Raw genomic sequence first — 22461 nt, 5'->3', positions numbered from 1 at the left:
GCCTTGTCCGGCCCGGCGCGACGGTCGTAGCGTCGAGGGCGCCGCACCGGCGGCGAGCCGGGGTCGAGCCGAGGAGGCCGCCGTGCCGGAGGGGACCGCAGTGACCGAGGGGGCCGCCCGGCCCGTGTGGGGCCGCACCGGCGGCGCGCCGACCGATCCGCCGACCGACGTGCCGCCCCGCCTCGTCCCGCTGCTGCGCCAGTACGACTGGGGTGTCGGGCGTTTGCTCGACCGGTTGCGCGGCCCGGTCGTCGACAGCGGCGACGGCGAGCGCGTGGACGTGGTCCCGCTCGACGACGCCGAGTACCGCTGGGAGCCGGTGCCCGGCGCGTGGTCCGTCCGCCGCCACGCGGACGGCCCGGCGCCCGGTGCGACCGTGCTCGTCGGCGCGGGCGAGTGGGGTCGCGACGGCGGGCGTCCGCACCCGTGGCCGCCGCCGGTGACGACCATCGCCTGGCGGACGACGCACCTGCTCGAGATGCTCGAGCTGCGCGCCGAGCACACCGTCGGGGACCGCCGGCGCCTCGAGGGGGACCTGCGGTACCCGGGCGACGCGGCGGGTGCCGTCGCGGCGCTCGAGGCGGCCGCCGGTGCCTGGCGGTACGCGCTCACCACGGCGGACGACGCCGCGCTCGACCAGGTCGGCCGCTCGACGTACCCCGACGGGGACGACGCCGAGATGCCGTTCCTCGATCTCGTGTGGTGGATGAACCAGGAGGTCCTGCACCACGGCGCGGAGATCGCGCTGCTGCGGGACCTGTACGCCGCGGCGCACCGCGCGTGACGGCCGACGCACGCGGCCCGGCGGACGCGTCGACGGACGAGGAGGACCGCATGGCGGGAGCGCCCGTCGCCACGGCGCCGGACCGGCGGCGCCTGCAGGGGCGCGTCGTGCGCGTGCTCGCCGTCGGGCAGGTGCTGGGCGGCCTCGGCACGGGCGCCGCGCTCGGGCTCGGCGCGCTGCTCGTGGCCGAGGTCGCCGGGTCGCCGGCGTGGTCGGGGATGTCCGCGACGATGGGCACCCTCGGCGCCGCGCTGCTGTCGGTGCCGCTCGCGACGCTGGCGGTGCGGCGGGGACGGCGCGTGTCGCTGACCACCGGCGCCCTCGTGGCGGTGCTCGGCAGCCTCGTCGTCGTGGGCGCGTCCGTGGCCGGTGCCCTCGTGCCGCTGCTGCTGGGCGTCCTGCTGCTCGGCGCCGCGACGTCGCTCAACCTGCAGGCGCGGTTCGCCGCGACCGACCTCGCGGCGCCCGCCACCCGCGCGCGCGACCTCTCGCTCGTGGTGTGGGCGACGACGGTCGGGGCGGTCGTCGGGCCGAACCTCTACGAGCCGGGGGAGTCGCTCGCGGGTGCGCTGGGGCTGCCCGCGCTCGCCGGCGGCTTCGTCATCGCGGCCGTCGCGCAGGCCGCCGGCGCGGTCGTGTACCTGCTGGGGCTGCGGCCGGACCCACTGCTCGCGGCGGCCGCCGACGACGCGGCCCGCGCACCCGCCGACGCGGTGCCGGCCCGCCCGGTCGGCGGCCTCCGGGTCCTGCGCGCGAGCGCCCCCGCACGGCGGGCCGTCCTCACGGTCGCCCTGAGCCACGCGGTGATGGTCGCGCTCATGAGCATGACGCCTGTGCACCTGACCGGGCACGGCGCGACGCTCACCGCCGTGGGGCTGACCATCAGCCTGCACGTGGCCGGCATGTTCGCGCTGTCGCCCGTCTTCGGGCACCTCGCGGACCGGTGGGGACGGCGGCACGTGGTGCTGGTCGGGCAGGCGCTGCTGCTGGCGTCGCTGGTGCTCGTGCTGGTGGGGTCGGAGTCCCACGTGACGGTGGTCGTCGCGCTCGTGCTGCTGGGGCTGGGCTGGTCCGCGTCGACGGTCGCGGGGTCGGCGCTGGTCGTGACGGCCGTCGAGCCGGCCCGGCGGCCCGCGCTGCAGGGCGTGTCGGACGCGCTGATGAGCCTGGCGGGAGCCGTCGGCGGCGCGCTGGCCGGACCGGTCCTGGCGGCCGTCGCCTTCCCGGGCCTGGCCGCCGCGCTCGTCGTGCTCGTCGCGGTGACGACGGCCGTGCAGCTGCGCCCCGCCGCCGCACCGACGCCGTCCCCGTCCACCGGCTAGCCACCCCGGCTCGCCCACCCCCGAGGTCGCCTGGTCACGTCGAGGTCGCCCGCCCGGGCCGGCGACCTCGGCACCGGACCGGCGACCTCGGCGTCGGGGCGGCGAGGGCGGCGTCGGAGGGGAGGGCGGGCCGGGCGCGGGCGGCTGTGCTGGGATCGGGGGATGGACGCCGGCCCCGTGACCCTGATCTGCCGTGCGCTGCTGCTCGACGTCGACGGGACGCTCGTCGACTCGGCGGAGGCCGTGCGCAGCGCGTGGGCCGCCGTCGCCGAGGAGCTCGGCGCCGACCCCGACGCCGTCGCGGCGGCCGCACTGGCCCGGCGCGCGCCCGAGGTCGCGGAGGAGTTCTTCGCCCCCGAGGAGCGGCAGCACGCGCTCGACGCGTCGCTGCGGGCGTCCGTCGCGTCGGCCGGGCTCGTCCGTGCGCTGCCCGGCGCCGCCGACCTGCTCGCGGCCGTGCCCGACGGCGCGTGGGGCTGCGTGACGTCCGGCCGACGCGAGATCCTCACGGCCCGGCTGCGCGGCGCGGGGCTGCCCGTGCCGGAGGTGCTCGTCACCGCCGAGGACGTCGAGCGCGGCAAGCCCGACCCGCAGCCGTACCTGCGCGGCGCGGAGCTGCTGGGCGTCGAGCCCGCCGACGCGGTCGCGCTCGAGGACACCCCGGAGGGCGTGCGCTCGGCGCGCGCCGCGGGGCTGCGGGTCGTCGGCGTGCTCGGCACGCACGCGGCGGACGACCTGCGCGCGGCCGGCGCCGACGCGCTCGTCGACGCGCCCGGCGGGGTGCGTGTCCGCGTCGCGGACGGCGTCCTGGAGCTGACCGTGACCGCGCCGCGGACGGCGTCCTGGAGCTGACCGTGACCGCGCCGCGGACGGCGTCCTGGAGCTGACCGTGACCGCGCCGCGGACGGCGTCCTCGAGCTGACCGTGACCGCGCCGCGGTGAGCCCACGGGCACGCGCGCGACGTCCCACGCGGAGCAGCCCCTCGACGCGCGGGGCTACCGTGGGCGGTCGGCCGTCCGGCCCCGCACCCCCGCACCACCGAGGCACCCCATGACGTCGACCGACCCCGCCGCCCCCGCCGCACCGACGGGCGGCGACCCGACGCCGACGTCACCAGACGCCGTCCTGCGGCACGGCCTGCGCACGCGGCACCTGACGATGATGGGCCTCGGCTCCGCGATCGGCGCCGGCCTGTTCCTCGGCAGCGGCGTCGGCATCGCGACCGCCGGGCCGGCAGTCCTCGTCTCGTACGCGCTCGCAGGCGTGCTCGTCGTGCTGGTCATGCGCATGCTCGCCGAGATGGCGTCGGCCGTGCCGTCGAGCGGGTCGTTCTCCGTCTACGCGGAGGAGGCGCTGGGGCGCTGGGCCGGCTTCACGCTCGGCTGGGTCTACTGGTTCACGATCGTCATGGTGCTGGGCGTCGAGGTGACGGGGGTCGCGCGGATCGTCACCGGGTGGGCACCGGGGGTGCCGCAGTGGGCCGTCGCGCTCGTCGTCGTCGCGCTGTTCGCCGTCGTGAACCTCGTCGGCGTGCGGCAGTTCGGCGAGATGGAGTTCTGGTTCGCGGCGATCAAGGTCGTCGCGATCGTCGCGTTCCTCGTGGTGGGGGCGGCGCTCGCGCTCGGGCTGCTGCCCGGCACCGACCCCGTCGGGACGTCGGTGCTGCTCGCGGACGGGTTCGCGCCGACGGGCGTCGCCGGCATCGCGGCCGGGCTGCTCGTGGTCGTCTTCGCGTTCGGCGGCATCGAGATCGTCACCATCGCCGCCGCCGAGGCCGAGGACCCGCAGCGGGCCGTCGCGCGCGCGACCCGGTCGATCGTGTGGCGGATCCTGCTGTTCTACGTCGGCTCCGTCGCGCTCATGGTGCTCGTGCTGCCGTGGGACGCGCCCGCGCTGCAGGAGGGGCCGTTCGTCGCGGTGCTCGACCTGGCAGGGCTGCCCGGCGCCGCGCGGCTCATGGAGGTCGTCGTCGTCCTGGCGCTGCTGTCCGCGTTCAACGCGAACGTCTACGCCACGTCCCGGATGGCGTTCTCGCTGGCCGGGCGGGGCGACGGGCCGGCGGCGCTGCGTCGCGTCTCGCGCCGCGACGTGCCGTGGGTGGCCGTGCTCGTGTCCGTGGTGCTCGGGCTCGTCGCCGTCGCGCTCAACTGGCTGCTGCCGGACGCGCTGCTCGGCATCCTGCTCAACGCCGTCGGCGCGTCCCTGCTGGTCGTGTGGATCCTCGTCGCCGTCGCCCAGCTGCGCCTGCGTCCCCGCCTGGAGGCCGAGGCCCGCGCCGCCGGGCGCCCGCTCGAGCTGCGCATGTGGCTGTACCCCTGGCTGACCTGGGCGACGCTCGCCGCGCTCGCGGGCGTCGTCGTGCTCATGGCGACCGACGCGGCGGCGCGGTCCCAGCTGCTCGCGACGGCGGGCCTGGTGGCGGTGGTCGTGGCGCTGTACGGCGTGACGGCGCTGGTGCGCCGCCGCCGCGCCTGACGGGGCGTCGCCTCGCCGACGCGACCCGTCCCGCGGCCTCCGGCACCCGGCGACGAACCGGCCGTCGTGCAGCGTCACCGGCTCGGCGTGCTGCACGACGGCAGGTTCGGCGCGGCAGGGTGGCGTGAGCGGGTGCGGGCCGGGAGGATCGGTCGCGAGGCCGGGCGACGGGGGAGCCGTGGACGACGACGCACGCAGACGACGACGACGACTGGCCGCCGGTCGGGTGCTGATCGGCGTGCTCGCCGCGCTGACGCTCGCCTACGCCGTCGTCATGGTGGTGTCCGACGGGCCCGACGAGTGGTGGGTGCTCGGCCTGGGGGCCGTGGGGCTGCTCGCGAGCGTCGTCGTGTACGCGGCCGTGCGGCGGCGCCGCGGCCCGTCGTTCATGCGCTGACGGCCGGGGATGAAAAGGGCCGCGCGCCGTGGACGCCGCCTCGCGCGCCGCGGTACGCATGGGACGGCAGCCGCGGGGACGCGGGCACCACGACGGCGGGGGCGCCGGATGCACGCGCGAGCGGGGGCCTGCTGATGGGCCCGATCCACTGGGCGGGGCTGGTCGTCCTGCTCGTCGGCGGTGCGGTCCTCGCGTCGGCGCCGCACGCGATCACCCGGGCCTTCGCCCGGCGCGGCGACGCGCGGTCCGCGCAGCCGTCGGCGCCGACGGTCGTCCGCGTCGGGGGGATCGTCATGGTGCTGCTGGGCGTGGCGGCCCTGTGGCTCATCATGGCGTGAGAGCCGGCCGTACGGAGTACCGGGAGGACGTGTGGACCTGTTCGTGCGACCCGCGATCGACCCCGACGACGTCGTGCTCTGGGAGGGCCGGGGCAACTGGCGGCGCCGGTTCCGCCCGACCGGCGGCTGGCTGACCCTGACCCGGCGGCGGTTCGTCTTCACGCCGAACCGGCTCGAGCGCCTGATGCTCGGCGCGTCGCTCGACGTCCCGCTCAGCGACGCGGCACGCGGGCGCGTGACGACCGGCGCCCTGTCGAACGTCGAGCTCGAGGACGCCGGCGCGACGGTCGGGCGGTTCCTCCTCGCCGAGCCGCACGCGTTCGTCCGCGCGGTGCAGGACCGCGCGGGGCAGGACGGCGCGCGGCAAAACGGCGACGCACCGGGACCGCAGCCGGCCTGACCGCGACCGCGGCCGGCACCTCAGCGCACCGGTCGCGCTCGTCCCGCCCGGGCGCGGGCCGCCTCCAGCACCAGGTGGTCGCGCTCGGCCGCGTTCGTCGCCCGCCGCGCCGCCTCGGCGTACGCCGACGCGGCCGCGGGGAGGTCACCCGCGAGCTCGTGCAGGTACCCGCGTACGGCGTGCCACCGGTGCCGGTCGTCCAGGACGCCGCGCAGCCGGTCGGTCTCGCGGAGCCCGGCGGCCGCGCCGAGCACGTGCCCGACCGCCACCGCCCGCCCCAGGACGGCCGCCGGGTCCTGCCGCACCGGGTCGGCCGACAGCGCGACCAGGTCGTCGTACCAGGCGAGCACCTGCGGCCAGTCGGTCTCGGCGGCGCTCGCCGCGTCGTCGTGCAGCGCCGCGATCGCAGCCTGGACCTGGTAGCGGCCGGGCGGGCGCTCGTCGGTCTGCGCGGCGAGCGCGGACTGCAGGACCCGGACCCCCTCCGCGACCTGCGCCGTGTCCCACCGCGCGCGGTCCTGCCGGTCGAGCGGGACGAGCCGACCGGCGTCGTCGGTCCGTGCCGCCAGCCGCGCGTGGTGCAGCAGCATCAGCGCGAGCAGGCCGCGCGCCTCCGGCTCGTCCGTCGCGAGCGTGAGCTGCCGGGCCAGCCGGATGGCCTCGGCCGCGTCGACGCGGCCCGCGTGCCCGGCGTCGTAGACCAGGTACAGCACGTGCAGGACCACGGCGAGGTCGCCGGGGCGGTCCAGGCGCCGCCCGCGCAGGGTCCGCTTGGCCCGGCTGATGCGCTGCGCCATCGTCGCCTCCGGCACCCAGAACGCGTCGGCGACCTCCCGCGTCGTCAGGCCGCCGACGGCGCGCAGCGTGAGCGCGACCTGCGACGCCGGCGCGAGGTCGGGGTGGCAGCAGCAGAACAGCAGGAGCAGCGTGTCGTCGCCGTCCTCGACGGTGCCGTCCTCGACCGTGCCCGGCCGCGGCTCGGCCCACGTGGCGTCCTCCCGCCGGACGCGGGCGGCGGCGCTGCGCCGCGCGTCGACGAGCCGCCGGACGGCGACCGTCGTCAGCCACGCGCGCGGGTCGCGCGGCGGGTGCTCCGGCCACACCCGGAGCGCCTCGAGCAGCGCCTCCTGCAGGGCGTCCTCGGCGGCGTCGAAGTCCTCGCCGCGGCGCACCAGCCCGGCGAGGACGCGCGGGACGAGGGCGCGCAGGGCGCCCTCGTCCGGCGGTGCCGGCGCGACGGCCGGCGCGTCGTCCACGGCCGTCAGTCGTCCGCGGGGGTCCCGGACATGACCTCGCGCACGTCGATCCACTCGTAGAGCGGCGTGCCGCCGGGTCCGGGCTCGGACGACACGTACGCCGCGAGCTCGACCGCCCGCTCGTACGACGCCACGTCCACCATGTACCAGCCGGCGACCAGGTCGCTCGTCTCCGGGTGCGGGCCGTCGGTGACGACGGGCGCCGCGTCGGGACCGCCGTAGCGCACCCATGTCTGCACCGGCGTGAGCGCCTGCGCGTCGACGTACTCGCCGCTCTCCTCGAGCATCTGGGCGACGTGCCGCAGGAACGCCATGTGCGCCTCGACGTCCTCGGGCGCCCACTGGTCCATCGGCGGCACGGGACGGTGGTGCTCGGGGCCACCGCGGTAGTGCTTGAGGAGCAGGTACTTCGGCATGACGCCTCCCGGTGTCGTGGGCCGCGCGTGCCGCGGCCCGTCACTGGGGGAGCGGAGCCGGTGCGCAGTTCTCGACATCGTGCCGTGCACGGGTCGCCGGGGCGACGTCTCCCGGCGCTCCGAGGGTGAGCCCGTGACCGCGGCCGGGCGCCGCCCATGACGTCCGGGGCCGCACCTGCGCCGGTCGTGTGAGCGCCGCAGACGGGACATAGCACCCAGGTCTAGGCTCGTCGCGGCGGTGCGCCCCGCGCCCGCCGTCCTGCCGACCCGACCGACGAGGACCCATGGCCTTCTTCACCAAGCCCACCGACATCCCCGACGCGCCGACGCCGCTGGCCCCGCTGACGCAGGAGCGCATCACGGAGACGCTCGAGCGGCGCGAGATGCGGTACGGCGTCGACGACGACGGCGACATCGGCGGGTACTGGGACGGGCACCTGTTCTACTTCTTCCGCCTCGGTGACAACGGCGCGTACCTGCAGGTGCGCGGCCGCTGGAACCGGCCGGTGCCGGTCTCGGAGCTCGACGCCGTGACGCGGCTGGTCAACGAGTGGAACGCCGAGCGGCTGTGGCCCAAGGGCTACGTGCGCGCCGAGGACGCCCACGTCGGCGTGTACGCCGAGCACACGGTCGACTACCAGCACGGCCTGACGGACGACCAGCTGGACACGCACCTGGCCTGCTCGATCAGCACGGGCCTGGCCCTGTTCGAGCACCTCGACGAGGCGTACCCGGAGATCGCGGCCGCGGCGCGCGCGGAGCTCGAGAAGAAGGACTGATGACGGCCGCCGCCCCCGCGGCGGGCGGCGACACCGCGCAGGCGTTCCAGGTCGACCTGCGCGGCGTCGTCGACCTGCTCGCCCGCCACCTGTACTCCGGCCCCCGCGTGTACGTGCGCGAGCTGCTGCAGAACGCCGTCGACGCGGTCACGGCCCGGCGCGCCCACGAGCCCGAGGCACCGGGGAGCGTGCGGTTCCGGGCCCTCGACGGCGGCGGCCTGGAGATCGTCGACACCGGCGTCGGGCTGACGCCGGACGAGGCGCGCGAGCTGCTCGCGACGGTGGGCCGCAGCTCGAAGCGGGACCTCGAGCTCGGGGTGGGGCGCGCCGAGTTCCTCGGGCAGTTCGGCATCGGGCTGCTGTCGGCGTTCATGGTGGCCGACCGCATCGAGCTGGAGTCGCGCTCGGCGGTGCACCGGGACGCGCCGGGCGTCCGCTGGGTCGGGCACGCCGACGGGACGTACGACCTGACGGTCCTGCCGCGCACCGCGGACGAGCCGGTGGGGTCGACGGTCCGCCTCGCGCCCCGGCAGGACATGGACCACTGGCTGGAGCCGGCGACGGTGGCGACGCTCGCGCAGGAGTTCGGCGCGCTGCTGCCCCTCGACGTTGCCGTCGAGGTGCCGGTCGGTGCGGACGGGCGCGCGTGGCGCCGCGTGACCGAGCCGGCACCGCCGTGGCGGGCGTCGTACCCCGACGACGCGGCCCGCGCGCAGGCGCTCGCGCGGTACTGCGAGCGGACGCTGGGGTTCACGCCGCTGACGCACCTCGACCTCGAGGTCCCGCTCGTGGGCCTCACCGGCGTCGCGTTCGTGCTGCCGGCGGCCGTGCCGCCCGGCGGGGGCGGCACCCACCGGGTGCACCTCAAGCGCATGCTGCTCGGCGACCGCGTCACGGGCCTGCTGCCCGACTGGGCGTTCTGGGTGCGGTGCGTCGTCGACGCCGACGGGCTGCGGCCTACCGCGTCGCGCGAGCAGCTCTACGACGACGAGGCGCTGCTCGTGGCGCGCGACTCCCTCGCGGCGCAGGTCCGCGACTGGACGCTGGCGACGCTGCGGTCCGGGTCGGCGCTCGCCCGCGAGCTCGTCGCGACGCACCACCTCGCGATCCGGTCGCTCGCGCTGGTCGACGACGAGATGCTCGACCTGGCGACGCAGGTGCTGCCGTTCGAGACGACCGACGGCCCGCTCACGCTGACGGAGGTCGCCGCGCAGGCGGGCACGGTGGTGCACACGACGAGCGTCGAGGAGTACCGCCGGGTCGCGCCCGTGGCCCGTGCGCAGGGGCTCCTGGTCGTCAACGCGGGCTACGTCTACGACGCCGACCTGCTCGGCCGGCTCGCGGGACGCCGCGGCTGGGACGTCCGCCCGCTGCGCGCCGCCGACGTGGCGCAGGTCCTGGACCCGGTGGAGCCGGAGCGCGAGCTCGCGCTGCTCGACGCGCTCGCCGCCGCGTCCGCCGCCCTGCGCGACCTCGACTGCGAGGTCGTCGTCCGCCGGTTCGCGCCCGCCGACCTGCCGGCCGTGCTGCTGCAGGACCGCGACGACGAGCACCGGCGCGACGTCGCCCGCACCGTGGGCGCCGCCGACGACCTGTGGGGCGGCGTGCTCGCCGGGCTCACGGGCGACGCGGCGCCGGCCGCGCGGCGGCTCGTCCTCAACGACACGAACCCGACCGTGCGCCGCCTGCTCGTGGGCACCGGCCGGCCCGACGTCGTCGCGGCGGGCCTGCGCTCGATGTACGTGACGGCCGTGCTGCTGGCGGGCGAGCCGCTGCGCGCGCACGACGCGGCCACGATGACCGCGGCGATGACGGTGCTCCTCGACGCGGGGCTGGGCACGTCGGGCAGCGGCCCGACCGACGACGAGGAGGAGCGGTGACCCGCAGCCTGGACGAGGCGAACCGCGAGCTCTCCCGCATCCGCGACATGCCCTACGGGCTCGCGCGCACGCAGGCCGCCGAGCGGCAGGTCCGCCTCGTCGAGGCCGAGGGACCCGACGCGGCGCGCGCGTACGCGTTGTGCGTGCTCGTCGAGTCGATGGTGTGGGGCGGCGAGGTGGAGCGGTCGTACCTGCCGTTCACGCAGCTCGTCCGCTGGTACGACGAGCACCCGGAGCTCGTCGACGACGCCGACCGGTACGCCATGTTCTGGTCGTTCAAGTGGATGGTCGGGCACCTCGGTGACTTCCCGACCGTGCCGGCGGCGCAGATCGACGCGACGCTCGACGACATGGAGCGCCGGTACGCGCTCGCGGGGCTCGGCCGGGACGCCGTCGCGTACGCGCGGTTCGCGTGGGCGTCGCGGCGCGGGTCCGCCGACGTCGAGGAGGCGTACCGCGCGTGGGTCGCGACGCCGCGGGACGACTACTCGCAGTGCGAGGTGTGCGACCCGGGCGACCGTGCGTCGCACCTGTTCCGCACGGGCCGCCTCGCCGAGGGCGTGCGGCTCGTCGAGGACACGCTGGCGACCGGTGCCACGTGCGCGACCGAGCCCGCCGACATGCTGTCGCACCTGGCGCTCGCGCAGCTCGACCTCGGGCAGCGGGACGCCGCGGTGCGGACGCACCGCCGGGCCGTCGCGGCGCTGGCCGACGCCACCGGGGCGATGGCGGGTGCGCGGGCGCGGCGGCTCGTGCTGCTGGGGCGGGCCGGTGCGGTGACGCGCACGGTCCGCGCGATCGAGCAGGACGAGCGCCTGCTCGTCGAGGGCGAGACGCCCCGCGAGCGGCTGGACGCGCTGCTGGGCGTCGTCGCGGCGACCGCCGCCCTGCTCCCCGAGCACGCCGGGCAGACCGTCCGGCTGACGCGGGCGCCGGCGACGACGCTGGCGGACCTGCACGCGTGGGCGGTGGGGGAGGCGGAGCCGCTGGCGGCCGCCTTCGACCTGCGCAACGGCACGACGGCGATGACGGCGGAGCTCGCGGCGGCGCGCGCGACGCGGCCGCTGGACGAGCCGCTCGACCTCGACGTCGTCGCGGTGCCCGGTGCGGGGCCGACGACGACGGCCGGTGCCGACGCGCCTGCCGCCGACGTGCCCGACGCCGGGCCCTCCGGCGCCGCACCCGGAGAGTCGCTCCTGGACCGCGCCGAGCGGCTGGTCGGCGAGGGCCGCACCGAGGAGGCCGCGCAGGCGTACGTCGCTGCGTCGGCCGAGGCGGAGGCCGCGGGGCTGCTCGTCGACGCCGGCTACGCCGCCGCGGAGGCGGCCCGGTGCGCGCAGCTGCTCGGCGACGACGACACCGCCACGGGTCTGTACGCGCACGCCGTCGCTCGCCTGCGTGCCGGCGCCGCCGACCCGGTCGAGGTCGTCCCGGTGCTCGTCGCGTGGGCGCCGGCGGCCGCCGCGACGGGGCAGCTGCCGGGGTACCTGGAGGCGGCGGACGCCGTCCGGCCGGTGCTCGAGACCGACGGCGACGAGCCGCCGACGGGCCCCGCGGGGGCGGCGCTCGCGCAGCGGCGCGCGGAGGAGCGGCAGCACGCCCTCGCGGACCTCGACGACGCGGCGGCCCGTGCGCTCGCGACCCTCGGCGGCGACGACCGGACCGACGAGGCCGCCGCCCGCGCGGTGCGTGCCGCGCAGGCGTACGCCGCGGTCGGCGCACCGGGCGACGCCGCGCACGCGTCCTGGCTGGCGGGGCGCCTGCACGACGCGCGCGGGCGCGCCGAGGACGCCGTCACCCACCTCACCGCCGCGGTCGAGGGCTTCGGCCACGCACGCGACCGCCGCACGCGCGCCCAGGCGGCCGACGACCTCGTCGCCCTCCTGCGCCGCACGGGCCAGGACGCGCGCGCCGAGGAGGTGCTGTCGGCGCTGACGCGCTGACGCTCCGGCGCCGCGCGGGCCGCGCCACCGCCGGCGGCCGGGTTGGGCCGCCGCCGCCGGCGCGTCGACCCGCGTGTCGCCGGAGGACCGGAGCTCTCTTCGCGGGCGTACGCACGTCGTACGCACGGCGTGCGTACGCCCGGGGAGGACGACGGTCCCCGCCGCCCCGGGCCGGCTCTCATGGCGCCGCGTCCCGGGGTGGCTCGCCAAGGACGGCTCGGGTCACGGTGACGCCGAGACCTCCGCGGCGACCCCCGTCGGCGTCGGCGCGCCACCGAGCAGCGCGGCCGCGACCGCGTCCTTGATCGCCCCGTCGTCGAGGCCGTGGCCGCGCGCGAGCCGGACGAACCGCGCGGCCGCCTCGGTGACGGCGGCGCGGTCGAGCGCGGCGGCCGGCGCGGTGACGACCGTGCCGACCTTGCGCCGCGTGAGCACCAGGCCGCCGGCCTCGAGGTCGCGGTACGTGCGGGCGACGGTGCCGGGTGCGATGCCGAGGTCGTTCGCCAGCGCCCGGACCGTCGGCAGCCGCTGCCCGTCGGCGAGCGTGCCGGCGGTGATGAGCGCCGCGAGCTGCGCGCGCAGCTGCTCGTAGTGCGGCGTCGACGAGCCGACGTCGATGCGGACGGCGAGGCTCATGCCGGCACCCCGTCCGGTGCGGCGTCGACGACGCGTCCCGGGACCGCGTCGGGCACGCGGTCGCGGGCCGGCCACAGGGCCGCGACCACGGACGTCGCGAGCACGACGAGCGCCGCGGTCAGGAGCACTCGACCGGCGACGACGTGCGGCGTGCTGAGGGCGGCCGTCCACCCGCCGTAGCCCGCACCGAGCCCCAGCCGCTCCAGCGCGCTCCCGGCGACCTGGAGCACGAGAGCCGTCGTGAGCCCCAGGACGAGCTGCGTGGCCCGCAGCACGCGGCGCGCGACGCGTCGGCGCAGCCACATGTCCCACGCGGCGGTCACACCGGGCACCGCGGGACGCGCGGCGACGAGCCGCAGGACGAGCACGGCGAGCGCGCCGGCCGCGAGCCCGGACGCGACCGCCGGCAGGCCCCACAGCCACCCGGGGAACGGCGCCGCGACGAAGGCGTCGGTGCCGCCGGTCAGCCGGGCGACGGTGCGCGGGCCGTCGGCCACGAGCGCGAAGGCGGTGCACGACGCCACCAGGAGCGCGGCCCACGACCACGCGAGGTGGCGCAGCGCCGCCGGTGCGACGTCGGCCACGGTGCGGTGCGTGAGCGACGCCTCGCGCACGGCGCCGGTCGGCCGCGGCCAGGTCGTCTCGCCGACCGCGTGCAGCAGCAGGAAGACGGCCAGGCACGCGGAGGGGACGGCGACGAGCACGTGACCGACCAGGACGGGCCACGAGCCCAGGATGCCGGCCACGGCGGTGGCCGGGACGACGCCGAGCGGGAGGAGCGCGACGACGGCCGTCAGGGTGGCGTGCCGCACGGCCGTCTGCGCGTCACCGGCCGGCGCCGACGAACGTCGGCTGTCGAGGACCAGGACCGCGGCGCCGGTCAGCAGCACCACCGCCACCGTCGCGACGACGAGCACCCATGACGGGACGCCGAGCACCACCGAGTCCATGACCGCTCCGTTCCACATTGGCTATTGATCATGAACAATGGCGCACACATAGGGACTCGTCAAGCGGTGTCCCTCCGGTCTGCCGGCGGCTGTCACGAACGGGCCGCCGACCCGGTCGAACGGGCGTCAGGCGGCCGTGCGCCGCGCCGACGCCCCGGAGAGGGGCCGTCACGAAGGGCACCGTCATGAGGATCGTCGTCGTCGGAGGCACCGGGCTCATCGGCCGGCAGGTGGTCGCGACGTTGCAGGAGCAGGGCCACGAGGCGGTGGCCGCCTCCCCGGCCACGGGGGTCGACACGGTCGCCGGGACGGGCGTCGCGGAGGCGCTCGCGGGCGCCGACGTGGTCGTCGACGTGTCGAACTCGCCGTCGTTCGCGGACGACGACGTGATGACGTTCTTCACGACGTCGACCCGGAACCTCGTCGAGGCAGGGAGGGCGGCGGGGGTCCGGCACCACGTGGTCCTGTCCATCGTGGGGGCCGACGGCATCAAGGCCGGGTACATGCGCGCGAAGGTCGCGCAGGAGGAGCTCGTGCGCGGGTCGGGCCTGCCGTGGACGGTGGTCCGCGCGACGCAGTTCCACGAGTTCGTGCCGTTCATCGCCGACGGGTGCACGGTCGACGGGGTCGTGCGCATCCCGCCGGTCGCGTTCCAGCCCGTCGCCGCCGCGGAGGTGGCGCGGGTCGTCGCGGAGGTCGCCGTCGGGGCGCCGCGGGACGGCGTCGTGGAGCTCGCGGGCCCCGAGCGGCTGCGCTTCGACGAGGTGGTCCGCGCAGCGCTCGCCGCCCGTGGCGACGCGCGCGAGGTCGTCGCCGACGCAGACGCGCCGTACTTCGGGGCGCGGATGGGCGAGGGCTCGCTCGTGCCGGCCGGGGAGTCGTTGCGCGGCAGGGTCACGTTCGCCGAGTCGATCGGCGCGGGGGTCGGCGCGGCGTGACCGTCCCGTCAGGTGCGACGGCCCCGGGCGGGTCCGGGGCCGTTGCGCGAACGCCCCCGCGGGGGTCGACCGCCGCGGACGCGCCGACCTACGGTGACCGCATGACGACCGTCCCGGGCCCGGCGGCCGACGCCCGCACCGCGGCCGACGCGCCGGCCCCGGCGGCCGACGCGCACGCCCCGGCCGACGACGGCCTCGCCGCGTTCCTCGCCGTCCGCCCCCGCCTGTTCGGCATCGCCTACCGCATGCTCGGCGTGGTCGCGGAGGCCGAGGACGTCGTCCAGGAGGCGTGGATCCGCTGGCAGGGCACGGACCGCGCGGCGGTGCTCAACCCGGCGGCGTTCCTCACGACGACCACGACGCGCCTGGCGCTCAACGCCGCCACGTCGGCGCGGGCCCGGCGCGAGACGTACGTCGGCCCGTGGCTGCCCGAGCCGGTCGACACGTCGGCCGACCCGGCGCTCGGCGCCGAGCGCGCGGAGGCGCTCGAGACGGGTCTGCTCGTGCTGCTCGAGCACCTGACGCCCGTCGAGCGCGCCGCCTACGTCCTGCGCGAGGCGTTCGGCTACCCGCACAAGCGGGTCGCCGAGGTGCTGGACCTGACGGAGGCGAACGCCCGGCAGCTCTCCCGCCGCGCGCAGCAGCGCCTCGCCACCCGGCGGGCCGCGCCCGCGGACCCGGCGGCGCACCGGCGGCTCGTCGAGGAGTTCGTGGCGGCCGCGGAGGCGGGCGACCTGTCGCGGTTCGAGCACTTCCTGACCGCGGACGTCGTCGCACGGTCGGACGGGGGCGGGCAGGTGCACGCCGCGCGCAAGGACGTCGTCGGGCACGAGCGCGTCGCGCAGTTCCTGCAGCGCGTGCACGACCGGTACTGGTCGGCCGGCGAGCTGCGGGTCGTCGAGGCGAACGGGCGGCCGGCGCTGCTCGTCGTCACGGCCGGCGGCCCCTTCGCGCTGGTGACGCTCGACGTGTCGGAGCGCGGCGTCGAGGGCCTGTACGTGCAGGTCAACCCCGCCAAGCTGACGGGGTGGGCGGCGGCCTGACCCGCGCGTCCACCCCGCCGGGGGTGCGGTCCCGGTGCGGCCCGTCACGCCACGCGCGTGACCCGCGCCGGCTCGCCCGCCGTGACGAACGCCTGCCGCGGGTGCTGGACCGACGCGAGTGAGACGACGTCGCGCCCGAACAGCGCCGCCGTCGCCCACACCGCGAGCACGCGGACCTTGCGCTCCCACGTCGGGATCGCGAGCACGTGGTACCCGCGGTGCATCGCCCACGCGAGCCACCCCCGCACCACGATCCGGCGGTACTGGAAGACGCCCGAGCCGAGGCCGAGGGTCGCGACGGTGCCGAGGCTGCTGTGCGCGTACGGCCGCACGGGTCGCCCGCGCTGCGCCGCGACGAGGTTCTTCGCCAGGCGGGTGCCCTGCCGGACGGCGTGCTGCGCGTTCGGGACGGCGAGCGCACCCGGCCGTCGCACCGCGAGGTCCGGCACGGCGGCCGCGTCGCCGGCGGCCCACGCGTCCGCGACGGGGGCGTCGTCCGCGCCGACGCGCAGGTCGGGGCGGACGACCACGTAGCCGCGTGCGTCCACGGGCAGGTCGGTGTGCGTGGCGACCACCGGGTTGGCGGCGTTGCCGGCCGTCCACACCAGCAGTCCCGTGGGGAGCCGCTCGCCGGTGGACAGCTCGACGACCCCGTCGACCGCGGAGACGACTCCGGTGGACAGGTGGACGTACGCGCCGCGGTCCTCGAGCAGCCGGACGACCCGCCGTCCCTCCCGCTCGTCCACCTCGGGCAGCACGCGCCCGCTCAGCTCCACGAGGTGGAAGCCGAGCTCGTCGCGTCCGATCTCGGGGTACCGGGCGAGCAGGTCGGTGGCGAGCCGGTGCAGCTCGGCGAAGCCCTCGACGCCCGAGAACCCGCCGCCGACGAACACGACCGTGAGCAGCCGGGTGCGCTCCGCGCCGTGGGGCAGCGCGGCGGCGCGGTCGAACGCGGTGAGCAGCCGGTCGCGGATCGCGACGGCCTCCTCGACGTGCTTCATGCCGATCGCGTGCTCGGCGACGCCGGGGACGGGCACCCGCCGGGTCACCGCGCCGGCCGTCAGCACGAGCTGGTCGTAGCGCAGCACGAGCTCCGGGCCGTCCACCGGCTGCACGGCCAGGCGCCGCTCCGCGTGGACGATCCGCGTCACCGTGCCGCTGAGCAGCCGCGTGCGGCGCAGGTGCCGCCGGTGCGCGACCGCGGCGTGCCGCGCCTCCACGGACCCCGCCACGACCTCCGGCAGGAACGGCTGGTAGGTCATGTAGGGCCGCGGGTCGACGAGCACGACCTCGACGCCGTCGCGCCGTCGCAGCCGGCGCTCGAGCTGCCGCGCCACCGTGAACCCCGCGTAGCCGCCGCCGACGACCACGATCCGCGTCATGGGAACCGCCTCCTGGGTGCGGGCGCACGCCCTGGGCGTCCGGACACCCCCTCGACCGCGCAGCCCCCGCGGACGTGACACCCGCGCGAGCGGGCCGCGCCGCCCTGCCGGCCGACACGCTCCGCTCCCACCGGCACGCCCGACGCCCGACCCCCGGCACCGAGTTCGCCGGCTCGGCCTCGACCTCGCCACGTCGACCTGGCGACCTCGAGCCGTCCTGGCGAGCTCGGCGTTCCGGGAGATCGGCCCCTCGCGGCCGGTGCGCCGCGAGGTCTGCGCGAGTCCTTCACCCCGACGGCGCCCGCGCGGACTCGCCCCGGTGGCACCGTGACGTCGGTCGGTGGTGCGGACACGGAGGTGCGGGTGCACAGCGCGCGGTGGCAGGGGAAGGAACCCGGCGGACGGACCCCGGTGACCCGTTCCGTCACCACGGTGTCCGTCGTCGCCGGCCTGCTCCTGCTCGCGGCCGTCGCCTGGGCGTGGCGTCCCGCCGTGCCCCTCGACGTCGGCGGGCGGACGACGACGGCCGACCTGCGCGTCGGCGACGCGGTGCCCGTGCCGGAGCTGGCAGGGGCTGCCCACCTCGTCGTGGACGACGTCCGCCACGTGCGCCGGTGCGACGGGCGGTGGTGGCCCCGCATGACGGGTGTGTTGGCCGGTCCCGTCGTGCGCGTCGATGTCACGCTGCACGCGGACGTCCCCGAGGAAGACGTGCTCCCTCTGATGACGTCGTGGTCCGCGCTCGACGCGTGGGGCGACGCCTACGTGGGCCAGTCGGCGTGCGAGTGCGACAGCACGTGCGAGGTGGTCCCGCGGCGCGTCGACGGTGCGTGGCGCTTCCACGTGCTGCTGTTCACGGGCGTCACGTTCTCGGAGGTCGCCCTGACGGGCGTCCCGGGACGCGTGCTCGTCTGGGACGTCTGAGGCGGTCCCTCAGCGGGTCTGCAGCGCCAGCCGTCCGGCGAGCACGACGTACGCGCCCGCGAAGCCCCGGCGCAGCGCCGTGACGACGCGCGGCCGCTGCACGACGTACGTGCGCACCGCCGACGCCCCGAGCCCGTACAGCGCGAAGACCACGAACGTCACCGCCATGAACGCCAGGCTCAGCACGGCCATGCGCCCCGTCGCACCGGGCGTGCCGGCCGGCACGAACTGCGGCAGGAACGCGAAGAAGAAGATCGTCAGCTTGGGGTTGAGCACGTTGAGCAGCACGGCGTCGCGGACGACCTGCCGCGCGGCCCGCGGCGCGGTGTCCTGCTCGACGTGCAGCGGCGTGCGGTCGCGCCACGTCTGCCACGCCAGGTACAGCAGGTACGCGACGCCGAGGTACTTGAGGGTCTGGAACGCCACCGCCGACGCGTGCAGCAGGGCCGCCAGACCGGTGATCGCGGCGGCCATGTGCGGCACCACGCCGAGCGTGCAGCCGAGCGCGGCGACCAGGCTGCCGCGGGCGCCGCGCGCGAGGCCGGCGGCGATGGTGAACAGCGCGCCGGTGCCGGGCGTCGCGACGACGACGAGGGTGGTGACGAGGAACGCGACGCTCACGGGTGCTCCCGGCGGTGAGGGGGTCGACCGTCCGGACGCTACCGGCCGGGCAGGTGCCGGCGACAGGCCCGGCGACAGGTCCGGCGCCCGACGGCCGTCGTCAGCCGATGAGCGGCCGCCCCTCGGGCCGCCGGAACATCCGGTGGGACTGCCGCAGCACGAGCGCCGACGCCAGCGTCACCGGGCCCACGCGCCCGGCGAACATGAGCAGCACGAGCAGCAGCTGGTGCCCGGCCGCGAGGTCCGCGGTGATGCCGGTGCTCAGGCCGACGGTCGCGAACGCGGAGACGACCTCGAAGAGGACCTGGTCGAGCGTGTACGGGCTGGTCATCGCCACCACGACGGTGGACGCGACGACGACGGCGACGCTGACGAGCGCGACCGACAGCGCCTGGCGGACGGTCGCGGGCGCGAGCCGGCGGTCGAACAGCGTGACGTCGGGGTCGCCGCGCAGCTCGGCGGCGATCGCGAGCAGGAGCACGGCGAACGTGCCGACCTTGATGCCACCGGCGGTGCCGGCGCTGCCGCCGCCGATGAACATGAGCACGTCCGTGCCGAGCAGCGTGCCGGTGTTCATCGCGCCCACGTCGAGGCTGTTGAAGCCGGCCGTGCGCGGCATGACGGCCGCGAAGAACCCGGCGAGCAGCCGTCCGGCGGGGTCGAGCGCCCCGAGCGTGCGCGGGTTGGCCCACTCCGCGGCGGTGACGAACAGCGTGCCGCCAACCAGCAGGACGCCGCTCACGAGCAGGGTCAGCCGCGTGTGCACGCTCCACCGGCGCACGCCGCGTCGCTCGCGCAGGACCTCCAGGACCACCGGGAAGCCGAGCCCGCCCAGCAGGACCGCGGCGGCGATCGGGAGGCACACCCACGGGTCGGTCACGAACCCCATGAGGTTGTCGCTCCAGAGCGCGAACCCGGCGTTGTTGAAGGCGGACACCGCGTGGAAGACGCCGAGCCAGGCGGCACGCAGCGGCGGCTCGTCGTACGCGGTCGCGAACCGGACGGCCAGGACCACGGCCGTGACGCCCTCGACGACGAGCGTGACGCGCGCGACGCCGAGCAGCACCGAGCGCAGGTCGCCCATGCCGACCGTCTTCGTCTCCGTCGCCGCGACCATGCGGCTACCGAGCCCGAGCCGCCGCGACACGAGCAGCCCGAGCAGCGACGCGAACGTCATGATCCCGAACCCGCCGACCTGGATCAGCGCGAGGATCACGACCTGCCCGAACGGCGACCAGTACGTCGGGGTGTCGACCACCGCGAGCCCGGTGACGCACAGCGCCGACGTCGCCGTGAACAGCGCCTCGAGCAGACCCGCGCCGCCCGGCCCGCGGCGCGCGACCGGCAGCGCCAGCAGCACCGTGCCGACGACCAGCCCGACGGCGAACGCGGCGACCACCACGCGCCCCGGGCGGTGCACGTCGTCGCGGACCCGCCGGGTGCCGGTGACCGCACGGCCCGCGGACGGGCGGGGGCGGAGCAGGGGCACGCAGCGAGGCTAGGTCGGCGGGCGGCGCCGGGACGGCGGTCGGGCGTCAGGGTTCCGTCAAGATCCGCACGCCGGTCCGCGACACCGGCGCCGCGCGTCGGCACGTCGACCTCGTCACCCCCGCCCCGACCTCGTCACGGAGGAGTGACGAGGTGGGCGCCGGGGTGACGAGGTCGACGGCGGCCGAGCGCGCTCAGGAGCTGGTGCAGGTGAGGCTCGGGGTCGGCGGCGTGCCGCTGCCCAGGAGCCCGAACGTCGCGGTGCCGCCGGCGGCGAGCCGGCCGTTCCAGGCGGTGCTGCGGACGACGACCGGCCCGCCCTGGGTCGTCAGCGTGCCGTTCCACACCTGGTCGACGCGCTCACCCGCCGGGGTCCAGGTCACGCTCCACGACGTCGCGGGGGAGCCGGCGCGGACGGTGACCTCGCCCTGGAACCCGCCCGGCCAGGAGTTGACCGTGCGGTAGGTGGCCGTGCACGCGCCGCCGGGCGTCGGCGTGGCCGTGGGCGTGACCGTGGGCGTGGGCGTGGGCGTGGGCGTGACGGTCGGCGTCGGGGTCGACGTGGCGGTGGGTGTGGGCGTCGGGCTCGTCGTCGTCGACGGCAGGGACGTGAAGAACCGCCACACCTCGCCGGGCACCCACGACTGCTGCTGGCCGCGGTCCCGGGCGTCCCACTGGTGGCCGCTGTCGGAGGCGATCCACACGACGGGGTAGCCGTCGCGGCACGTGTACGCGGTGCGCACGTGGGTGCCGCTGCCGGCGGCGGGCTCGGGCGCGTTCTGCGCCTGGCAGCCGTTGGTGCGCAGCGCACGGTCGCGCAGCGCCCGGCCCTGGGAGATGTTCAGGACGTCGTCGACGACGCCGTGCGAGCCGAGGTACGCGATGGGCTGCGTGCCGCCCGCGCACCCGGAGAGCTGGGCGCCGTTGAGCACGGCCACGGCCCGGAAGACGTCGGCGCGCGCGCAGGCGAGGGCGTTGCTGAGGCCGCCGCCGTAGCTGAACCCGGTCGCGAACCGCTGCGTCGTGTCGATGCACAGCGCGGACTCGACGGCGCGCAGCACGTCGTCCACGAACGCGACGTCCTGGCCGTTCGTGTTGGGCCACGCGTTGTCGATGCCCTGCGGCGCGACGAACACGGTGCTGGTGCCGGCGAGCGGCTTCAGCCCGTAGAAGCCCTGGTTGACGACGTCGGACGACGTGCCGTGCCACCAGTGCGACGCCACGACCAGGCGGTACGGGCGGCTCGGGTCGTAGCCGGCGGGGACGTCGAGGCGGAACGTGCGGGCGCGGCCGCCGCTCGTGATGGTGTGCTCGCCGGTCGCGAGGCCGGCGGGGCGGTTGCAGCCCGCGGTGGCGGCCGCGGTCACGGGGCCGCCGGGCAGCGCGGACGCGGGTGCCGTGAGGCCGGCGAGGGCCAGCGCGGCGGCTGCGGCGGCCAGCAGGATCCGTCGGCCTCGGGTCGGGGTGGGGTGTCGCACGGTCGCTCCCTCCAGCGCGGGCCGGCGGCGTCGCCGGACGGCGTGCGCGGACGTGGGCACGCCCGCGTTCCGTCGGAATGTACCGATACACCTTGCGCCGGTGAACGCCCTGAAACCATTCGCTGCCGGCCGTGCGGGGTGTCGCGCGACCGCCTCGGCGCGGGCGGTCGTGCGCCGTCCGGGCGACGCCTGGTGCCGGGAGCCGCCGCGTCAGCGCGGGACGGATAGCCTCACCGCCATGTCCTCGGTCGAGCGGTGGGAGCGCCGCGCCGAGACCCCCCTCACGGTGGCAGCGCTCGTCTTCCTCGCGGCGTACGCCGTGCCGATCGCGTGGCCCGGCGCGCCGGAGTCACTCCTGCGCGTGTGCGAGCCGCTCGTGACGGTGACGTGGATCCTCTTCGGCGTCGACTACGCGGGACGGCTCGCGCTGTCCGCAGACCGGCCGGCGTTCGTCCGGGCGCACCTGCTCGACCTCGTCCTGCTCGTCCTGCCGGTCCTGCGGCCGCTGCGCCTGCTGCGGCTGGTCACCGTCCTCTCGGTGCTGAACCGCACCGGTGCGGGCACGCTGCGCGGACGCGTCGTCACCTACGTCGGGGGCGGCGTGGCGCTGCTCGTCCTGACCGGGGCGCTCGCCGTCACCGAGGCGGAGCGCACGGACCCGGACGCCACGATCACGCACGTCGGCGACGGGCTGTGGTGGGCGCTGACGACCATGACCACCGTCGGGTACGGCGACCGGTACCCGGTGACGACGACCGGCCGGTTCGTGGCGGTGGCGCTGATGATCGGCGGGGTCGCGCTCGTCGGTGTCGTCACCGCGACCATCGCGTCGTGGTTGGTCGAGCGGGTCGCTGCCGACAACGAGCAGGAGCAGACGGCCACGCGCGCCCAGGTCGCCGAGCTCGCGGACGAGGTGCGGGCGCTGCGCGCGCTGCTGGGAGAGCGCGGGGTCCCGACCGAGGACGTCCCGGTCCGGGGGGTGCCGGCGCGCGCGCCGGCGGACTGACCCC

Annotated in this window: 22 protein-coding genes; 14 read left to right on the top strand and 8 right to left on the bottom strand. The window is 77.0% G+C overall.

Translation table 11 applies throughout. From position 1 onward, the window contains the following. Positions 1-100 precede the first annotated feature (100 nt). The 7 genes from ACFUMH_RS00615 to ACFUMH_RS00585 all read left to right on the top strand — a co-directional run bounded on the left by ACFUMH_RS00615 (position 101) and on the right by ACFUMH_RS00585 (position 5717). Positions 101-784, top strand: coding sequence for a DinB family protein (locus tag ACFUMH_RS00615; protein ID WP_378198724.1), 684 nt, complete (start codon positions 101-103; stop codon positions 782-784). A 50-nt stretch (positions 785-834) separates the two neighbouring features. Then, on the top strand, positions 835-2106 hold the full coding sequence (locus tag ACFUMH_RS00610) for an MFS transporter (protein WP_378198761.1): 1272 nt from the start codon (positions 835-837) through the stop codon (positions 2104-2106). Between the two features lie 162 nt (positions 2107-2268). Continuing rightward, entirely contained in the window at positions 2269-2958 is a 690-nt protein-coding gene (locus ACFUMH_RS00605) for an HAD-IA family hydrolase (protein WP_378198721.1), read from the top strand. A 199-nt stretch (positions 2959-3157) separates the two neighbouring features. Further along, positions 3158-4582 (top strand): amino acid permease, encoded by a 1425-nt coding sequence (locus ACFUMH_RS00600; RefSeq protein WP_378198718.1) that lies wholly within the window; start codon positions 3158-3160, stop codon positions 4580-4582. Positions 4583-4760: 178 nt separating this feature from the next. Beyond that, a complete protein-coding gene (locus tag ACFUMH_RS00595) occupies positions 4761-4979 on the top strand; it encodes a hypothetical protein (RefSeq protein ID WP_378198715.1) in 219 nt (72 codons plus the stop codon). A gap of 134 nt (positions 4980-5113) precedes the next feature. Continuing rightward, positions 5114-5317 carry a hypothetical protein gene (locus ACFUMH_RS00590; RefSeq protein ID WP_378198712.1) on the top strand — a complete coding sequence of 68 codons (204 nt, stop codon included), beginning with the start codon at positions 5114-5116 and terminating at the stop codon, positions 5315-5317. 31 nt (positions 5318-5348) lie between these two features. After that, positions 5349-5717 (top strand): hypothetical protein, encoded by a 369-nt coding sequence (locus ACFUMH_RS00585; protein ID WP_378198709.1) that lies wholly within the window; start codon positions 5349-5351, stop codon positions 5715-5717. A gap of 20 nt (positions 5718-5737) precedes the next feature. Here the strand turns inward: ACFUMH_RS00585 and ACFUMH_RS00580 are convergent, their stop codons facing one another. Together ACFUMH_RS00580 and ACFUMH_RS00575 are read right to left on the bottom strand one after the other, a co-directional pair. Beyond that, complete coding sequence (locus tag ACFUMH_RS00580; protein ID WP_378198706.1) at positions 5738-6973, bottom strand: RNA polymerase sigma factor; 1236 nt, start codon at positions 6971-6973, stop codon at positions 5738-5740. 5 nt (positions 6974-6978) lie between these two features. Continuing rightward, complete coding sequence (locus ACFUMH_RS00575) at positions 6979-7389, bottom strand: YciI family protein (RefSeq protein WP_378198703.1); 411 nt, start codon at positions 7387-7389, stop codon at positions 6979-6981. 284 nt (positions 7390-7673) lie between these two features. Here ACFUMH_RS00575 and ACFUMH_RS00570 point away from each other — a divergent pair, with 284 nt between their 5' ends. Genes ACFUMH_RS00570 through ACFUMH_RS00560 form a run of 3 tightly spaced genes read left to right on the top strand, consistent with a single transcriptional unit; the run spans position 7674 to position 11991 of the window. Then, the gene (locus ACFUMH_RS00570) at positions 7674-8168 is read left to right on the top strand and encodes a YbjN domain-containing protein (protein ID WP_378198700.1); all 495 of its coding nucleotides are present in this window, start codon (positions 7674-7676) and stop codon (positions 8166-8168) included. Beyond that, complete coding sequence (locus tag ACFUMH_RS00565) at positions 8168-10048, top strand: HSP90 family protein (RefSeq protein WP_378198697.1); 1881 nt, start codon at positions 8168-8170, stop codon at positions 10046-10048. Before ACFUMH_RS00570 ends, ACFUMH_RS00565 begins: the two co-directional genes overlap by 1 nt. Continuing rightward, entirely contained in the window at positions 10045-11991 is a 1947-nt protein-coding gene (locus ACFUMH_RS00560; RefSeq protein WP_378198694.1) for a hypothetical protein, read from the top strand. Before ACFUMH_RS00565 ends, ACFUMH_RS00560 begins: the two co-directional genes overlap by 4 nt. Positions 11992-12213: 222 nt before the next feature. Here the strand turns inward: ACFUMH_RS00560 and ACFUMH_RS00555 are convergent, their stop codons facing one another. Both ACFUMH_RS00555 and ACFUMH_RS00550 read right to left on the bottom strand, forming a co-directional pair. Next, a complete protein-coding gene (locus ACFUMH_RS00555; RefSeq protein ID WP_378198691.1) occupies positions 12214-12627 on the bottom strand; it encodes a GntR family transcriptional regulator in 414 nt (137 codons plus the stop codon). Continuing rightward, positions 12624-13577 (bottom strand): hypothetical protein, encoded by a 954-nt coding sequence (locus ACFUMH_RS00550; protein ID WP_378198688.1) that lies wholly within the window; start codon positions 13575-13577, stop codon positions 12624-12626. Before ACFUMH_RS00550 ends, ACFUMH_RS00555 begins: the two co-directional genes overlap by 4 nt. A 185-nt stretch (positions 13578-13762) precedes the next feature. Between ACFUMH_RS00550 and ACFUMH_RS00545 the strand changes: the two genes are divergently transcribed. Continuing rightward, on the top strand, positions 13763-14515 hold the full coding sequence (locus ACFUMH_RS00545) for an SDR family oxidoreductase (RefSeq protein WP_378198685.1): 753 nt from the start codon (positions 13763-13765) through the stop codon (positions 14513-14515). A gap of 101 nt (positions 14516-14616) precedes the next feature. Then, positions 14617-15558: an RNA polymerase sigma factor SigJ gene (sigJ, locus tag ACFUMH_RS00540; protein WP_378198682.1), complete on the top strand. Its 942-nt coding sequence runs from the start codon at positions 14617-14619 to the stop codon at positions 15556-15558. A 44-nt stretch (positions 15559-15602) separates the two neighbouring features. Here the strand turns inward: sigJ and ACFUMH_RS00535 are convergent, their stop codons facing one another. Then, a complete protein-coding gene (locus ACFUMH_RS00535) occupies positions 15603-16940 on the bottom strand; it encodes an NAD(P)/FAD-dependent oxidoreductase (RefSeq protein WP_378198679.1) in 1338 nt (445 codons plus the stop codon). A 411-nt stretch (positions 16941-17351) separates the two neighbouring features. Here ACFUMH_RS00535 and ACFUMH_RS00530 point away from each other — a divergent pair, with 411 nt between their 5' ends. Then, the gene (locus tag ACFUMH_RS00530) at positions 17352-17864 is read left to right on the top strand and encodes a hypothetical protein (RefSeq protein ID WP_378198676.1); all 513 of its coding nucleotides are present in this window, start codon (positions 17352-17354) and stop codon (positions 17862-17864) included. A 9-nt stretch (positions 17865-17873) separates the two neighbouring features. Here the strand turns inward: ACFUMH_RS00530 and ACFUMH_RS00525 are convergent, their stop codons facing one another. The 3 genes from ACFUMH_RS00525 to ACFUMH_RS00515 form a co-directional block, all read right to left on the bottom strand. Then, entirely contained in the window at positions 17874-18485 is a 612-nt protein-coding gene (locus ACFUMH_RS00525; RefSeq protein WP_378198673.1) for a LysE family translocator, read from the bottom strand. Between the two features lie 100 nt (positions 18486-18585). Beyond that, a complete protein-coding gene (locus ACFUMH_RS00520) occupies positions 18586-19974 on the bottom strand; it encodes a TrkH family potassium uptake protein (protein ID WP_378198670.1) in 1389 nt (462 codons plus the stop codon). 193 nt (positions 19975-20167) lie between these two features. Beyond that, the gene (locus ACFUMH_RS00515; RefSeq protein ID WP_378198667.1) at positions 20168-21451 is read right to left on the bottom strand and encodes a cellulose binding domain-containing protein; all 1284 of its coding nucleotides are present in this window, start codon (positions 21449-21451) and stop codon (positions 20168-20170) included. A gap of 238 nt (positions 21452-21689) precedes the next feature. Between ACFUMH_RS00515 and ACFUMH_RS00510 the strand changes: the two genes are divergently transcribed. After that, on the top strand, positions 21690-22457 hold the full coding sequence (locus ACFUMH_RS00510; RefSeq protein WP_378198664.1) for a potassium channel family protein: 768 nt from the start codon (positions 21690-21692) through the stop codon (positions 22455-22457). The last annotated feature ends 4 nt before the right edge of the window (positions 22458-22461 follow it).

The organism is Cellulomonas sp. NPDC057328, from assembly GCF_042667215.1.
In the GTDB taxonomy this organism is placed as follows: Bacteria; Actinomycetota; Actinomycetes; order Actinomycetales; family Cellulomonadaceae; genus Cellulomonas.
This window is presented reverse-complemented; position numbering and strand designations above follow the sequence as displayed.